Below are 16,577 nucleotides of genomic sequence, written 5' to 3'. Positions count from 1 at the left end.
TGCTGCTTTGGGGCCTGAATGCTATCTGCGCGGCGCATGACGACCGTCCCCATTCCCAACATCCGCAACTTCTCCATCGTCGCCCATATCGACCATGGAAAGTCGACCTTGGCCGACCGCCTGATCCAGATGACAGGCGGCCTGTCGGACCGCGAGATGGCGGGCAAGGAGCAGGTGCTCGATTCGATGGACATCGAGCGCGAGCGCGGCATCACCATCAAGGCGCAGACGGTGCGCCTGCACTACCGGGCCAAGGACGGCAAGGATTACATCTTCAACCTGATGGACACGCCCGGCCACGTCGACTTCGCCTACGAGGTCTCGCGGTCGCTGGCGGCCTGCGAAGGCTCGCTCCTGGTGGTCGACGCCAGCCAGGGCGTTGAGGCGCAAACCCTCGCCAACGTCTATCAGGCGCTCGACAACAACCACGAGATCGTCCCGGTCCTCAACAAGATCGATCTGCCGGCCGCCGAGCCCGACAAGATCAAGCAGCAGATCGAAGACGTGATCGGCATCGACGCCTCGGACGCGGTGATGATCTCAGCCAAGACGGGGTTGGGCGTTCCGGACGTGCTGGAGGCGATCGTCACCCGGCTGCCGCCGCCGAAGGGCGACCGCGAGGCGACCTTGAAGGCTCTGCTGGTCGACAGCTGGTACGACGTCTATCTCGGCGTCGTCGTGCTGGTGCGCATCGTCGACGGCGTCATGAAGAAGGGCCAGCGCATCCGGATGATGGGCACCGGTGCCGCCTATGACGTCGAGCGCGTCGGCTTCTTCACGCCGAAGATGCAGCAGGTCGACGAGCTCGGCCCCGGCGAGATCGGCTTCATCACCGCCGCGATCAAGGAAGTGGCCGACACGCGCGTCGGCGACACCATCACCGACGATCGCAAGCCCGTGTCGGAAATGCTGCCGGGCTTCAAGCCGGCGATCCCGGTCGTGTTCTGCGGCCTGTTCCCGGTCGATGCGGACGATTTCGAAACGCTGCGCGCCGCGATGGGCAAATTGCGCCTCAACGACGCCAGCTTCTCCTTCGAGATGGAGACCTCGGCCGCGCTGGGCTTCGGCTTCCGCTGCGGCTTCCTCGGGCTGCTGCACCTCGAGATCATCCAGGAACGGCTCAGCCGCGAATTCGACCTCAACCTGATCGCGACCGCGCCTTCGGTCATCTACAAGATGAAACTGACGGACGGCACCGAGATCGAGATCCACAACCCGGTCGACATGCCCGACGTGGTCAAGATCGCCGAGATCCAGGAGCCCTGGATCGAGGCCACGATCCTGACGCCGGACGAATATCTCGGCAGCGTATTGAAGCTCTGCCAGGACCGCCGCGGCAGCCAGAAGGAGCTGACCTACGTCGGCACCCGCGCGATGGTGAAATACGATCTGCCGCTGAACGAAGTGGTGTTCGACTTCTACGACCGCTTGAAATCCGTCTCCAAGGGCTATGCGTCGTTCGACTATCACCTGACCGACTACAAGCCGGCCGATCTGGTCAAGATGCAGATCCTCGTCAACAACGAGCCGGTGGACGCGCTGTCGATGCTGGTGCATCGGACCCGTGCCGAAGGGCGCGGCCGCGCCATGGTCGAGAAGATGAAGGAGCTGATCCCGCCGCACATGTTCCAGATCCCGATCCAGGCGGCGATCGGCGGCAAGGTGATCGCGCGCGAGACCGTACGCGCGCTGCGCAAGGACGTCACTGCGAAATGCTACGGCGGCGACATCACGCGTAAACGAAAACTTCTGGAGAAGCAGAAGGAAGGCAAGAAGAAGATGCGGCAGTTCGGCAAGGTCGACATTCCGCAGGAAGCCTTCATCGCCGCGCTCAAGGTGGATAGCTGAGGCAGCCTCGATGGGTCGCGCCTGGGGCGGCTCGGCAAGCGCGGTAAAGGTCTGCTTGAGCTAGGCCACCAGCACCCTCGGGCCGGACGACCTTTGATCCGCATCGCATTGCGCCTGCAACAGTCCGACGATCTCGGCATTGGGGCGTGGCCGGCTGAACAGGAAGCCCTGTCCTTCGTGGCAGCCCTCGGCGCGCAGGCAGCGCAGCTCGGCCTCGGTTTCGACGCCCTCGGCGGTGATGGTCACGCCAAGCCCCTTGCCAAGGCTGACGATCGAGCGGACGATCGCCTGGGCCTCGCGGTTGGCCGCGAGATCGCGAATGAACGACTGGTCGACCTTGATCTTGTCGAACGGAAAGCTGCGCAGATAGCTCAAGCTGGAATAGCCGGTGCCGAAATCGTCCATCGAGATCCGCACCCCGAGCGCGCGCAACGCATGCAACGTCGCGAGCACCTGGCCGCTCTTTTCCAACACCAGGGTCTCGGTGATCTCGAGCTCGAGCCGCGTCGGCGGCAGGCCGGACTGCTTCAGCACGTCCATCACCTGCGACAGCACATTGCCGACCCGAAACTGCAGCGGCGACAGATTGACGGCGACACGAACGTCGTCGGGCCAACTCGCCGCATCAAAGCAGGCCTGGCGCAGCATCAGCCGACCGAGGGCGGAGATCAACCCGGTTTCCTCGGCGATCGGAATGAACTCCGAGGGCGGGATCATGCCGCGCTCCGGATGCGGCCAGCGCACCAGCGCCTCGAAGCCGGTGATGCGCCCGCTCGAGAGGTCGATCAGCGGCTGATAGTAAGCCTGCAGGACTTCGCGCCGGATCGCATCGCGCAATTCGATTTCCATCTTGCGGCGGCTTTGGGCGCGCGCATCCATGCCCGCCTCGAAATAGCTGAACGTGCCGCGCGTCTCGCTCTTGGCGCGTGACAGCGCCATATCGGCGTTCTTCAGCAGCTTCTCGGCGTCGTCGCCGTCGCTGGGCGCCATGGCGATGCCGACCGTGGCCCCGATCACGATGGAATGACCGTCGAGCAAATAAGGATCGGCGAGCGCCTGCAACAGCCGCCGGCACAGCTGCGCGGCATCCTCCGGGCGGCTCAGGCCACCCTGGACCACCGCGAACTCATCCGAATTGAGCCGCGCCACGATGTCCTTTTCGCGCAGAACCGACCGCAGCCGCTTGGCGACCGCGCGCAACAACTTGTCGCCCACGCCGTGGCCCAGCGTGTCGTTGACGGACTTGAAACTGTCGAGCCCGAGCACCAGCACCGCCATCTTGTCGGAGCCGCGCCGCGTCTGCGCCAGCATGTCGTCCATCTGCTGACGCAGCAGGTTGCGGTTGGGCAGGCCGGTCATCGCATCGTGCTGGGCCAGGAACGCAAGCCGCGCCTCCGCCCGCTTGCGTTCGGTGATGTCCATCAGCGCCAGCAGAACCGCGGGCCTCTCCTCATAGACGAGGTGCCGCGAATAGATGGCGAGATCGATCAGGGCGCCGTCGGCGCGCACATGCTTCCAGGTCCGCGCAGCCTGCTCTTCGCTCGGGCGCTCATTGGCCCAGGGCGGATCGCTCTCGAAGGCCTGCAGGTTGCGGATGCCGAGTTGCTTGAACTCGGCCCGGCTGTAGCCGTAGTGCTCTGCGGCCGCGTCATTGACGCCAAGGACCTGCCCATCGTCCTGCGCACAGACGATCATCGGAACAGGATTGCCGTCGAACAGGAGGCGAAAGGACTCCTCGCGCTGCTTCAACGCGGTGATATCGACGCGCAGCCCGATAATGCCGCCATCGTCGGTCAGACGCTCCTCGATCAGGATGACACGGCCGTCCGACAATTTCTGTTCGTGAGGCCCGCACGGATGAAACAGCTTGTCGAGCCGATCGGAGACCCATTCGTCTTCCCGCCCGATCGCTTCGGGGTAATCGCCGCGCGCAATGCCGACCCGGATCGTATCCTGCAGCCGCGCACCCGGCTGGAACTGGTCCGAGCTGCGATTGTAGATCTCGGCGTATTTCTTGTTCCAGAGGATGTAACGGCCTTCCGCATCGAGGAAGACGATGCCTTGCGGCAGAATATCGATCGCCTCGACCAGGCGTTCGTGCGCCTTTTGGGCGTCGGCAATGGCGGCCGCAGCTTCGGCGCGGGTGCGTGCGATCTCCTCCGCTTCAATCGGCGGCGAGGCCGCCAGCGTCGGGAGCAATGGATTGGGTTTGACGGGACGGAACTGCGCGCGTGCCTGCGGCACCCGCATCGGTTTCTTTCGCTTCATTGGCCTGATGGGCCGCATGCACCGCCTCACTCAACTTACTCAATCACGATGTTGTCGGCCAAGGTCTGAAAAAATGGTATCTCGTTCCGCCGACGGTTTTGCTATGCAACCTGAAGGCGATGCCTTGAAAACAGCGCGAGCCCCCGTCGCACAAGCGGATCACAAGCGGTCCACAACCGACGATAAGCAGGACGAAACGCCGGGTGGTAATAATCCCGCATACCGAGTAATGGAGAGAAATGAACGCGCGCAGAGGCACACCCAAGGCGTGTGTTCCACGGCCGACGCGGGAAACCGCCGAGTTGGGATCAAGGTTGCCAAGCGCTTAATGGCGCGGTGCATCTCACATGCCTCCGCCCGTCGAGCTGCGTTCCATCCGCCGATCGGCGGCGGCTCCAGGAACGAGGACCGTCCGAGCACCTGGCTGAGCGCGGGACCCGGCGCGGCAAAATGGGCAGAAGCGACGACCTGTGGTATGGTCGACAGAACAGAGTGATCCGATGCAAGCTCGCCCTCCTCTGATCGCGCTTCTCGCCATCATCGCCACGTTGACCGCGTGGCCTGCCTCGGCGCAGGACAAGGGCAGCGTCGATCCGAAGCCGCTGCCTCCGCTGGAGCACCCGGACGATCCCGACACGCCTGCAAAGGAACTGTTCGCGCGCAAGCTGCTGTCTGCGGCGCTGCCGACCAAGGTGATCGGGACTTACAATCGCGGCTGTCTTGCGGGCGCCGAGCCGATGCCGATCAACGGCGACGCCTGGCAGGTGATGCGGCTGTCACGAAACCGCAACTGGGGACACCCGCAACTGATCGCGCTGCTGAAGCGGCTGGCGGCCAAGGCGCACAAGGACGCCGGCTGGCCCGGCATTCTGGTCGGCGATATCAGCCAGCCGCGCGGCGGCCCGGCTCTGAGCGGCCATGCCAGCCATCAGATCGGGCTCGATGCCGACATCTGGCTGACGCCGATGCCCGATCACCGCCTGTCGCGGGAGGAGCGCGAGGAGACGTCAGCGGTCATGATGGTGCGGGAGGATCGGCTCGACGTCGATCCGCGCGTCTTTACGCCGGGACATCTTGCCGTCATCCGCGACGCCGCGCGGGAGCCGGCGGTTCAGCGCATCTTCGTCAACGCCGCGATCAAGAAGGCGCTGTGCCGCGACGCCAAGGGCGACCGCAGCTGGCTGAGGAAGGTGCGGCCCTGGTGGGGCCACGACTATCATTTCCATATCCGGATCACTTGCCCGCCGGGCGACAAGGAGTGTCACGGCCAGAAGGAGCAGGAGGGCGGCGATGGTTGCAGCGCCGCCGATCTGGCCTTTTGGTTTCAGGACTCGGTGCTGCATCCGCCGCCGCCCAAGGAGCCGCCCAAGCCGGTGCCTCCGATCACGATGGCGCAATTGCCGCCGGAGTGCCGCGCCGTGTTGCATGCGCCGGATGCAAAGACGAATGCCGGGATGGCTAACGGGATTGGGATCACCAAAGCGGGGAACATCCGCTAATATCATACCGAAGCGCCGTAAGCGCTTTCATCATCCGGGATGACGGTCCCGCCCGCAGCTCTCTTGATCAAAAGTCCCCGCCCTGCCGCGGCGGATTGCCTGGTGTCGTCATGTCCATCTCTCGGCCTTCATCTGCCTCTTTTGCGCTTGCACTGACCCTGATCGGCGCCACCACCGCCCTTGCGGCAGAAGAGCCGAGCGGCTGCGATAAGTTCAAATGGCCCATCGACCGCGAACGCGCCGCGTTGACGGCCCCTGATCGCGCGCGGCTCGCCTCGGGCAACGAATTCGCCGCCATCCCCCAATCGGGCTTCACACTCGGCCTGGTCCCACCAGCCGAGGCGAAGCTGCCCTCCGCGCCGGAACGCGCGCCGAAGGACGGCACCTTCGCCGGCTTTGCGCGGATCACGACCGCACCGAAGCCCGGCATCTACACCATCAGCCTCTCCAGCGGCGGCTGGATCGACGTGCTGCAGGACGGACATTTCATCAAGCCGATCGCCTTCAGCGGCGCCACCGACTGCGGCGGGATTCGCAAAACCATGAAATACGAACTCGCGGCCAAGCCCCTCGTGCTGCAGATCAGCGGCACCAAGGAGGACGCGATTTCGATCGCGATCCTGCCCGCGGAATGATGACGCTTCTTGACATCTAAACCCCCGCTACCGAGGCCCAGACATCGGCCAGTTTGCGCTTGAGCTGCTCGGTGCGCGTCGCGACCGGGGCAGCCTCTTCCTCCTCCGGCAGGCGCAGGCCGACGACATTGACCCTCCCGCCCGAGATCGAGCGCGCCACCAGCACGATGGCGTCGAGTGCGAGCGTCGCTCCCTCCTTCGGCGCGTGATCGAGATGGACATCGAAATAGTCGGCGAGCGTGAGCTTGGCCTCGCCTTCGGCCACCTTGACGCCGTAGATCTCCGCGAGCTCCTCGAGCGTGTGCTCGGCCGACACCATGAAATCACCGAGCAGATGCGGATCAGGTGCCGAGGACGGCGGCATGTCGACGAAGAAGCGGTCCAGCGACTCGGCCTTCTCGGGCGGCGCCAGCAGATACAGATAGTCGCCGGGCGCGATCGGGTCGGCTTCGACCGGCGAAAGGATCTGCTCGTTGCGAATCACCAGCGTCGGCTTCGACCAGGACGGGATGAGGCCGCGTCGAAAGAACAGGCTCTTGGCGCGGATCGGATAGCCGACCAGCTGCTGCTCCAGCTGGCCAGGCAGATCGAGCTCGACGCGGCGGGGACCGCGATCGGTGCGCGGGAGCGCCACCTGCAAGCGCCGCGCCGCCGTACCGAGCGTCCAGCCCTGGGCGACCAGTGAGATGATGACCACGACGAAGGCGACATCGAAATAGAGATAGGCCTTGGACAGGCCGACCAGCATCGGGATCGAGGCCAGGAAGATCGCGACCGCGCCGCGCAGGCCGGTCCAGGCCATGAACAGCTTCTCGCGCCAGTTGAAGCGAAACGGCATCAGGCACACGAACACCGCAAGCGGCCGCGCCACCAGCATCAGCACCAGCGCAACGGCGACCGCCGGCACGATGCTGTCGAGCAGCCGCAACGGCGAGACCAGAAGCCCGAGCAGCACGAACATCACGATCTGCGCGAGCCAGGTCGCGGCATCGAGAAACGTCACGATCGAATTGTGGGCGCGGGTCGGCCGGTTGCCGATGATGATGCCGGCCAGATAGACGGCGAGAAAGCCGGAGGCGTGGGCAATCTGCGCCGCGCCGAAAATGACGAGGGCTGCCGTCGTGACGAAGGGGGCGTGCAGGCCCTGCGGCAGCGCCACTTTATTCAGCGCGATCACCACGCAGCGTCCCCCGACGACGCCGAACAAAACGCCCAGGATGGCCTCACGTGCAAGCTCGGCCATGAAATGGCCGAACGAGCCGTGACCGACCGAGATCAACTCGACCAAGGTCAGCGTGAGAAACACCGCAAAGGGATCGTTGCTGCCGGACTCCGCTTCGAGCGTCGCGCCGACGCGGGGACGTAGCCGCAGCCCCTGCGCATGGACCAACAGGAAGACGGCGGCCGCATCGGTCGACGCGACCACAGCGCCCACCAGGAGCCCCTCGGTCCAATTCAAATCCAGCGCGTATTTGGCGACCGGTGCAGTGATGAACGCGGTCAGCAGCACACCAATCGTGGCCAGCACCATCGATGGCGCCAGCACGGCGCGGATGCTTTGAAAGCGGGTCCGCAAGCCGCCGTCGAACAGGATCAGCGCGAGCGCGACCGATCCCACCAGATAGGTGGTCCGCACGTCCTGGAATTCGATATGGCCTGGGCCGGAGTCCCCGGCCAGCATGCCGATCACCAGAAACGCCAGAAGCAGGGGGGCCCCGAACCGCAGCGCGAGCAGGCTCGACAGGATGCCGGCCATGACGAGGACCGCGCCCAGAAGAATGGCAATACTGACGGCGTCGAGAGAGGACATCAAAAGTGCAACTGAATCCGACTGTTACAGTCTTATCGGCGCCATACTCGCCCGCCAACCGGATTTGCGCAAATCGCGGCGATATGTCCATTTTGGGCGGTTACGCGCATCGCCTGTATACTGGTATATGGGCGTCCGCGCGGCCCACTCGTGCGGAAGACCCGCCAATTCCCCGAATCACCACATCGATTCGGGGCTCCGCTCCAATCCGAGAATCCCGATGGACTTCGACCTCAACGACGTTCTGACCGCCCTGCAGACGGCCGCCCGGTCGGTTGGCGCCGAGGTCACCTCGCCCTGGTTCTACCTGCAGTTCGGCCTGCTGCTGGCCGGGGCCGGATTGGCCTTTGCCGCGGGCGCGGCGATCCGCTCCCGCATCGATCTGACCTCGCTGGCGATGGGCTGGCCGGGGCCGCTCAGGCAGTTCCTGCGCGTCCTGGTCGAAAGCCTGACGACGGTGGTTTTCGTGATCCTGATGCGGATCGCTCGCACGGTCATGGTGCTGTGGACCTGGCCGAGCCGCAGCTATCTGCTCGCAGTCGCATTGAAGCTTGCGCTCGCCTGGCTCGTGATTCGGCTCGTCACCTCGGTGATCCGCAACACGCTGCTGGTGCGGGTGGTGTCGATCTCGGCCTGGCTCGTCGCCGCGCTCAGCATCATCGGCCAGCTCGACGCCGTGCTCGACGCCCTCGATTCGGTGTCGGTGGTGCTGGGCGGCCTGCGACTGACGCCGCTCCTGGTCATCAAGCTCGGCGTGCTGCTGATCGCAGCCCTGTGGCTGACCAACATCGCCAGCAATTTCGTCGAAGGCCGCATCACCCGCTCTACCGATCTCACGCCGTCGATCCAGGTGCTCCTGATCAAGATGGTGCGCATGGGGCTGCTGATCCTGGCGGTCGCGATCGCCTTGAGCGCGGTGGGCATCAATCTCTCGGCGCTGGCGATCTTCTCGGGCGCCGCGGGCGTCGGCATCGGTTTCGGCCTGCAGAAGATCGTCGCCAATTTCATCAGCGGCATCATCCTGCTCGCCGACAAATCGGTGAAGCCGGGCGATCTCGTCACCATCGGCGACAGTTCCGGGCGCATCAGCGCCATGAACACCCGCTACATCTCGGTCGCCGCGGGCGATGGCCGCGAATTCCTGATCCCCAATGAAGACCTCGTGACCCAGAAGGTGACCAATTGGACCTACACCGACAAGAACACGCTGGTGAAGGTCAATTTCGGCACCAATTACGACGCCGATCCCAGGCTCGTTTGCAAGCTCGCGATCGGAATCGCCGCGGCCACGCCGCGGACCCTGAAATCCAAGCCGCCGAACTGCCTGCTCACCGAATTCACCGAAGCCGGGATGAAATTCTCGCTGACGGCCTGGATTTCCGATCCCGGCGACATGGACAGCATCAAGAGCGAGATCATGCTGTCGCTCTGGGACGCCTTCAAGCGCGAGGGCATCCGCGTGCCCTATCCCGTGCGCGAAATCCGCGTCCGTGGCGGGGCGCTCCCCGTGGAAACCACGGTGGAAGTGCCGACGGGCTAGGCTCCGGTGCTCCCCGCGCTTGCGCGGGGCGCTACGATCATTAAATTAGACCCTTAAACCAGCGAATTCTCGGGAACAAACCGCGCCCATGAGCTACATCGAAGCCACCGACAACGCATTGCGCAAGACCGGCCAAATCAAGCTGCACGGAGCGGCCGGCTTTGCCGGCATGCGCAAGGCCGGCCGGCTGGTGTCCAAGTGCCTCGACGAACTCACCGACCTCGTCAAACCCGGTATCCCGACCTCGCGAATCGACGAATTCGTCCGCGAGTTCGCCTTCAGCCATGGCGCCTATCCGGCCACGCTGATGTATCGCGGCTATCGCTATTCCACCTGCGTCTCGATCAATCACGTCGTCTGCCACGGCATGCCGAGCGATCGCCCGTTGAAGGAAGGCGACATCGTCAACATCGACGTCACCTTCATCGTCGACGGCTGGTACGGCGACTCCAGCCGGATGTACGCGGTGGGCGCGATCTCGCGCAAGTCGGAGCGGCTGATCGAAGTGACCTATGAATCGATGATGCGCGGCATCGCCGCGGTCAGACCCGGTGCCACCACCGGTGACATCGGACATGCGATCCAGAGCTTCGTCGAGCCGCAGGGGATGAGCGTGGTGCGTGACTTCTGCGGCCATGGCCTTGGCCGCCTGTTCCACGACGAGCCGAACATCATCCATGTCGGGCGACCCGGCGAAGGCGTGCCGCTCAAGCCCGGCATGTTCTTCACGATCGAGCCGATGATCAATCTCGGCAAGCCGCATGTGAAGATCCTCTCGGACGGCTGGACCGCGGTGACCCGCGACCGTTCGTTGTCGGCGCAGTTCGAGCATTCGGTCGGCGTGACCAATGACGGTGTCGAGATTTTCACGCTGTCCGAGCGTCACGGCGAGAAGCCTTTCGTCCAAGTCTGACATGTAAGTCTGACGTGTAAGCCTGACATCTAAGTCCGTCGTCGAAATCTGGGCGACGCCTCCCGTCGGCTTTGGCCGCCTCGTGCGGCGGTCCGATTGTTGCCATCCCGCGCTGATGGAGTGCAACCTCCATCGCGCGAGAGGAGGCATGCTTGACACACGCAACACGCCGGGGATTTCTGGGCCTCGCCTCTGCCGGAGCAGCAAGCCTGTTGCCGGCCGGTCCTGGGCGCGCCGCGGAGGCGACCGCTTCCGCTGTCGACGACTCCTGCATCCTGACGCCGCAATCCGAAGAAGGGCCCTATTACCTCGACCCGAAGCTGGTGCGCGCCGATATCACCGAAGGCCGGCCCGGCGTGCCCTTATCATTGCAGCTGCGCGTGATCGAAGCCGGATCATGTACGCCGATCGCGGGCGCGCGGGTCGATATCTGGCATTGCGACGCGCACGGGCTCTATTCGGCGTTTCGCGACCAAGGCGACGGGCACAATATCGACCAGACCGGCAAGACATTCTTGCGCGGCACGCAGCTTGCCGATGCCGCGGGCTGGGCCGCGTTCAGCACCATCTATCCAGGCTGGTATGCGGGACGTGCCACGCATGTCCATTTCAAGGTGTTCCTGGATGAGCATACCGCGTTGACGGGACAGACCTTCTTCCCGGAAGCACTGAACGAATTCATCTACAACAATGTGCCCGACTACACGGGACGGCCGAAACAGCGCCTGGTGATCAACGCCAATGATCGGGTCGCCACACAAGCCGATCCCGACCACCGCGCCTATTGTGCGGTGAAGGAGGAGCGCGACCGCTATGTCGCGCTGCTGACGCTGGCGGTCGATCGCAATGCGAGGCCGAGCGCCGACATCATGCCGAGCGGTCCGCCCACCCGCGCGCCGTGGATCAAGGATCGCCTGGCCGCGCTGGTGCCGGGCCTGAGGCGCAGCCCGTTCTGACTGCCGCTCCGTTCTTAGTTGCGCCGGCAGCCGCAGGCGCGGCTGCGCGCGACGCCCGATCGTGCCGCATCGGCGACGACGAACAAACTTGTCCGGTAGAGGCCCTGTCATGGCCGAGATATGGCGGCCCGAGTCCGCCAGCTACACACCGTAACCGGACCATTACACGCGTAACCATCGCATTTCGACGCGACATTCTCCCGTAGCCGACATTGCCGAGGCGTGCCGCATCAGGCCGTTCGTCGGCGTCCAGCCGAGCGCTGGCCCGCCTTCGCCGACACCTGAACGGATCCGTCGGACAATCATGGAGGCTCGCATCGTGTCGTACAATTTCCTGCTCGCATCATGAGGCACATCCGGCAACCTCAATCCTCTGCTCACGGCCGGCCGCCAGCTTCGGCAGAGGGGGCACCTCGTCAGGGTGATGGCCGACCCGGCGATGCCTGACGAGGTCCTGGCCGCTGCATTCGATTTCGTGAGTTGGGATCGCGCTCCGGTCGGCAACGACGCAGACCCGACCGACTTCGCCAATATGGGAGACTTGATCAAACGTACGGTATTCGAGCCGGCGACGCGCTATGCAGCCGACATCCGCGACGAACTCGGCAGGGCTGAAACCGACGCCGTTCTAAGCCTGGATATCGTGCTCGGAGCCGAAGCCGCCGGCGCCCCCGCAGCAATGCTCTCGCCGCACATCGGCATTCGACCTCTGGCCGGCCAGCCGCCCGCCACCAGCGGCTTAGGCGCGGCGAAGACCCTGCAGCAACGCGCCGAAATCGATGCTGCCAACCAACGGTTCTCGGATTTCATGAACGAGTTCCTGCCGGATCTCAACGAAAGCTGTGCGCATCTCGGCGTTGCCGGCGTCAGCCATGTCATGGACCTGTTCGACCGGCCGGCTCGCGTGTTGTTGGCGACGAGCCGCGCGTTCGACTTCGAGGCCGACTGGCTTCCCACCAACGTCAGATATGTCGGGCCGCTGCTCGACCAGCCCAGCTGGTCGGAGCCTTGGCGCGCCCCGTGGAAGGCGACCGTCAAGCAGCCGCGCGTGCTGATCAGCTGCAGCACCGGCGCGCAGGGCCAAGGCGAGCTGGTGCAGCGGATCATCGATGCCATGGGCCTCATCGAGGTCGAGGCGGTCACGACCGCCGGCCCCAATGTCGATGTCGCAAGCCTGAAGGCGCCGAATAACGTCCACCTGCTACGCAGTGCGGCATGCTCTCGCTCGAGCTCTGCGGCCGCCATCCGGACCTCGCGAGCGGCCTGATCATGATCGACTCGATCGTGCCGCCTCCGAGCCACCTCCGGGAGGCGCCTGCCATTCGCCAATTGGTCGAAGGCATCAGCGGACCGAATTATCTGGCCACCTCGCGGGCGAATGCCTGGGAGATCGGCTGCGACTATGACGATCCGGCCCGGCGTAAGGCGATCTTCGACGCGTATATCCGTCCGCCCTGCGAGGCCACGCCGCAGTATGTCGCCGTCTCGGCCTTCGTCAACGCCCTGTCACACGACCCCGAACCGGCGGCCGCGACCTGCCGGCTGCCCATGGCCTACATCTCCGCCGATGTGCCGATGGTCAACATGGCGCGCGACCTCGACCGCCTGCAGCAGCTGTGTCCGCAGCTCGTCGTCGCCAAGACGATGCTGGCCGGTCATTTCAATACGATCGAGGTGGCCGACCAGGTCAATGCGATGATCGAGCGTTTCCTGGCGGTGGGGATGAGGCCGCGCGCCCCCTGACGCGATGTGAGAGCGTCCGCGGGCGGCGCGCCAGTTACACTTGGCGGTTGCAAATTCCTCGCCGCAAGGCATGCTCCCCCTCCGATGTCCAGCGAGCCCAAACATCCCACCGAGAGCGCCGAGCCGCCGCATTATCACGGCCATCGGCAGCGGTTGCGCGAGCGCTTCCATGCGGCCGGCGCCGACGCGCTGAGCGACTATGAGCTGCTCGAGATGGTGCTGTTCGCGGCGCAGCCGCGACGCGACATGAAGCCGCTTGCGAAGGCGCTGTTGAAGAAGTTCGGCTCCTTCGCCGAAGTTATTCACGCACCTGGACCGCTGCTGCGCGAAGTCGAGGGCGTCGGCGAGGCCGTCGTCACGCAGCTCAAGCTGATCGCAGCCGCCGCCAGCCGGATCGCTAAAGGCGAGTTGAAGCAGCGCCACGCTTTGTCATCGTGGCAGGAGGTCATCACCTATTGCCGCACCAGCATGGCCTTCGCCGAGAAGGAGCAGTTCCGGCTCCTGTTCCTGGACAAGCGCAACCACCTGATCGCCGACGAGGTGCAGCAGACCGGTACCGTCGATCACACGCCCGTCTACCCGCGCGAAGTGATCAAGCGCGCGCTCGAACTCTCCGCCACCGCGATCATCCTGGTGCACAATCATCCATCCGGCGATCCGACGCCGTCGCAAGCCGATATCCGCATGACGAAGGCGATCGTGGATATCGCCAAGCCGCTCGGCATCGCCGTGCACGATCACATCATCGTCGGCAAAAACGGGCATTCCAGCCTGAGAGGCCTGCAGCTGATCTAAATGCCGCCTCGTTTCCCTTTCGGACCGGTTGTCAGCTGAACGCGGCGACGCTATACAATCTCAAGATGTAACAAAATTTATTTGTCGAAGGCGACCGTGCGCCCTCTCACCGGCGCACGCCGATATTGCAAGAGATATAATGCAAGAGAATTGTCATGCGCCGCAGCAGCATTTTTCATGCCTTCGCTTTTCTAGCTCCGTTCATCTCCGTCCTCCTGGCGGGCACGCATTCGCCGGCTGCCGATGAACTACCGATTCCGCCGGTTCTCCAGGCCAAGAAAGGACCGCTCGAGATTCTGCTGGTTGCCCGCGAGCAGAGACTGGCAGAGCTGCCAGGCTCTCCGGTCGGCTGGGTCTACGAGGCATGCCTCCAGAAGGATGCGGGTCCGGATGCGCGACGCTGCCCTGGCAAGAAAAGGATCCTCCGGCAAGAGAACCACCTGTCCAACCGTTGAGGACGAAGCGGTAAGCCCTTATGGCGGCGTCCGGCTACAGCTTGCACGAACGCAACGGCTCAAGGTTCGCCTCGTCAATTGCCTCCCGGCGGTCATGAAGGACGTGCCGCAAGGCGAGTTCAAGCACGTCGGCGAGAACGGCGAGACCTTGCTGCATTACAATCCAACCAACCTGCACACCCATGGGCTCATCGTCGAGCCACGTCGAGCCGACGATCCGGGCGACAGCTACGGCGACTACATCTTCGTGCTCGGCATCAATCCGGCCAATGATCCGCCGAGCCAGCTTGCGCACAGGGCTGATCCGGCGGGTTCGGCGATGCACCATGGCGGCGATCATGCCAGCCAATTCGACATCACGCCCGACGGGGTGATCAACTACGATATCGACCTCGTCGATCATCCCGAGGGACTGTTCTGGTTTCACCCGCATGCCCATGGGCTGGCGCTCAACCAGATCACGGCCGGCCTCGCCGGTATCATCACCGTCGGCAGCGTTTCGCAATATCGCTGCGGCGCCAAGCCTTGCGAACCCGATAAAGTGAAAGTCCGGCATCTGGTGCTGAAGGACACCCAGCTTCGCGCCGACGGCACGTTGAAGCTGCAGGAAGATCCGAAGTTCTGCGGCGAGCTTGAGCCGCAAGGCACCGCCGTTCTCGGCAAAGGCTTATGTCCGGGCGCGCAACAGCCGACCGATTACTCGCAAGGCAAGTGGCTCTTCACCATCAACGGCGCCATCGACCCGACATTGTCGGTCGATTCCGCAGGAGAGATCTGGCGCATCGCAAACACGTCGGGGAGTGCAACCTACTCGCTCGCATTGCAGGACGACGCGAGCGGACGCGACCTCCAGTTCCAGGTGCTGTCAATCGACGGTGTCAGCCCGGATGTCGGATCACAGATACCGACCGCGCGTCTGCAAGCGCTGTTTGCGGACAAGCTGAACATTTCCGAATGCGTTGCCTCGGCCGGGGCGCCCACTGCGGCCGGGCGGAGCAAGCCGGTATGCGCCGATCGGATCCGGATGATGCCGAGCTCGCGCGTCGACGTCTGGGTTTCGCGCAAGAGCGCCGGAGTCGCGGACGGAAAGGCCAGTGCCGCACTACGCAGCTACAATTTCAATACCGGCAGCGCTGGCGACACCTGGCCCGGCATCGAGCTGGCGCGTGTCGATTTTGCTCCTGCCCTGGCCGCGCAAAAGCCGCTCTCCTATCTCGGCATCGAGGCGCAGGCCAAGACGATGTTCGGACCTCAAGGCGCGCTCGGACAGGTTGCCAAGACGCGCGTCAGTGGGCTGGAAGAACCGACGCCGATTTCACGCCTCGCCGCGCCGTCGCAGGCGCGCGTTGGCCCATCGCAACATGCGGCATTCGCGGCGAGACTGGCCGAGCTCAACGCTCCCCGGAAATATGCGCCCTGTTCCGCGCTTGCGCCGGACCGGGTGCGGCAGGTGATTTTCGGACTCCCGAACGAAGACCCGAGCAGCCTCTCATTCGGATTGGGCTATCGCGAGGTCGGGAGAGATCAAGCGCTGACGGCGCCGACCGGCGATTTGGCGATCAAGGTGTTTGATCATGCGGCGGCGCCTGCCGTTTGCCTGCCGCTTGCAGCGGGCGGGAAGGGCGTGACCGAGCGCTGGGAGCTCATCAACATCGCCGCTGAAGACCACAATTTCCACATCCACCAAAGCCGGTTTTCGGTCGTCGCGACGCAACTGCCCGGCAACACCGATCGACCGGCGAACGGCCAATCGTCTCCTCCTGACGCAGAGCCCATTGTCCTGCATGACAACATCCCGCTGCCCAGCGGGACCGGCTGTGACGGGACGGTCGGGGCATGGAAGCGAGGCAGTTGCCGTCCGAGCCGGGTGGTGGTCGATATCACCTTCAAAGAGGCCGGCGACTTTGTCTTCCACTGCCACATCCTCGAACATGAAGACGGGGGCATGATGGCCAAGATCAGCGTCGTGCCGCCTTCGCCGTGAAGGCGCGGTTAGGCGGGCGGGGGCAGCCGCAGAGGCGAATCCGTTGCGATCGGCCCTGCTGTCCCGTGCTGCCGGTTCGAGCGCGCAGCGCGGATTTGAACCGGGGAGGCTGCTGCGCCAACTCAGTTCCG

Annotated in this window: 13 protein-coding genes; 11 read left to right on the top strand and 2 right to left on the bottom strand. The window is 64.3% G+C overall.

Annotated features, from left to right (window positions below; genetic code table 11):
* The first annotated feature begins 36 nt into the window (after positions 1–36).
* The gene (gene lepA / locus QXZ85_RS10615) at positions 37–1,848 is read left to right on the top strand and encodes a translation elongation factor 4 (RefSeq protein WP_315701931.1); all 1,812 of its coding nucleotides are present in this window, start codon (positions 37–39) and stop codon (positions 1,846–1,848) included.
* 60 nt (positions 1,849–1,908) lie between these two features.
* On the opposite strand, the gene QXZ85_RS10610 is transcribed toward lepA, so the two are convergent.
* Complete coding sequence (locus QXZ85_RS10610; RefSeq protein WP_315729938.1) at positions 1,909–4,134, bottom strand: putative bifunctional diguanylate cyclase/phosphodiesterase; 2,226 nt, start codon at positions 4,132–4,134, stop codon at positions 1,909–1,911.
* 482 nt (positions 4,135–4,616) lie between these two features.
* On the opposite strand from QXZ85_RS10610, the gene mepA reads away from it, so the two are divergent.
* Positions 4,617–5,615, top strand: a complete 999-nt coding sequence (gene mepA / locus QXZ85_RS10605) for a penicillin-insensitive murein endopeptidase (protein WP_315701933.1) — start codon at positions 4,617–4,619, stop codon at positions 5,613–5,615.
* 110 nt (positions 5,616–5,725) lie between these two features.
* Positions 5,726–6,250 carry a hypothetical protein gene (locus QXZ85_RS10600; protein WP_315701934.1) on the top strand — a complete coding sequence of 175 codons (525 nt, stop codon included), beginning with the start codon at positions 5,726–5,728 and terminating at the stop codon, positions 6,248–6,250.
* A gap of 16 nt (positions 6,251–6,266) precedes the next feature.
* Here QXZ85_RS10600 and QXZ85_RS10595 read toward each other — a convergent pair whose 3' ends face one another.
* A complete protein-coding gene (locus QXZ85_RS10595; RefSeq protein ID WP_315701935.1) occupies positions 6,267–8,060 on the bottom strand; it encodes a potassium/proton antiporter in 1,794 nt (597 codons plus the stop codon).
* 220 nt (positions 8,061–8,280) lie between these two features.
* Here QXZ85_RS10595 and QXZ85_RS10590 point away from each other — a divergent pair, with 220 nt between their 5' ends.
* The 8 genes from QXZ85_RS10590 (at position 8,281) to QXZ85_RS10555 (ending at position 16,446) form a co-directional block, all read left to right on the top strand.
* Positions 8,281–9,600 carry a mechanosensitive ion channel family protein gene (locus QXZ85_RS10590; RefSeq protein ID WP_315701936.1) on the top strand — a complete coding sequence of 440 codons (1,320 nt, stop codon included), beginning with the start codon at positions 8,281–8,283 and terminating at the stop codon, positions 9,598–9,600.
* 88 nt (positions 9,601–9,688) lie between these two features.
* The gene (gene map, locus QXZ85_RS10585; RefSeq protein WP_315701937.1) at positions 9,689–10,513 is read left to right on the top strand and encodes a type I methionyl aminopeptidase; all 825 of its coding nucleotides are present in this window, start codon (positions 9,689–9,691) and stop codon (positions 10,511–10,513) included.
* A 152-nt stretch (positions 10,514–10,665) separates the two neighbouring features.
* Complete coding sequence (locus QXZ85_RS10580; protein ID WP_315701938.1) at positions 10,666–11,469, top strand: intradiol ring-cleavage dioxygenase; 804 nt, start codon at positions 10,666–10,668, stop codon at positions 11,467–11,469.
* 439 nt (positions 11,470–11,908) lie between these two features.
* Positions 11,909–12,736 carry a hypothetical protein gene (locus QXZ85_RS10575; RefSeq protein ID WP_316174050.1) on the top strand — a complete coding sequence of 276 codons (828 nt, stop codon included), beginning with the start codon at positions 11,909–11,911 and terminating at the stop codon, positions 12,734–12,736.
* Entirely contained in the window at positions 12,685–13,212 is a 528-nt protein-coding gene (locus QXZ85_RS10570) for an alpha/beta hydrolase (RefSeq protein ID WP_316174048.1), read from the top strand. The genes QXZ85_RS10575 and QXZ85_RS10570 overlap by 52 nt, the downstream gene beginning before the upstream one ends.
* An 84-nt stretch (positions 13,213–13,296) precedes the next feature.
* The gene (radC, locus tag QXZ85_RS10565; RefSeq protein ID WP_315701941.1) at positions 13,297–14,007 is read left to right on the top strand and encodes a RadC family protein; all 711 of its coding nucleotides are present in this window, start codon (positions 13,297–13,299) and stop codon (positions 14,005–14,007) included.
* Between the two features lie 155 nt (positions 14,008–14,162).
* Positions 14,163–14,462 (top strand): hypothetical protein, encoded by a 300-nt coding sequence (locus tag QXZ85_RS10560; RefSeq protein ID WP_316174046.1) that lies wholly within the window; start codon positions 14,163–14,165, stop codon positions 14,460–14,462.
* A gap of 94 nt (positions 14,463–14,556) precedes the next feature.
* A complete protein-coding gene (locus QXZ85_RS10555) occupies positions 14,557–16,446 on the top strand; it encodes a multicopper oxidase domain-containing protein (RefSeq protein ID WP_316174044.1) in 1,890 nt (629 codons plus the stop codon).
* The last annotated feature ends 131 nt before the right edge of the window (positions 16,447–16,577 follow it).

The organism is Bradyrhizobium sp. SZCCHNGR1005 (assembly GCF_032489995.1).
Taxonomy (GTDB): Bacteria; Pseudomonadota; Alphaproteobacteria; order Rhizobiales; family Xanthobacteraceae; genus Bradyrhizobium.
The sequence above is the reverse complement of the archived record's forward strand: the minus strand, read 5'-3'. Positions and strand labels throughout refer to the sequence as shown.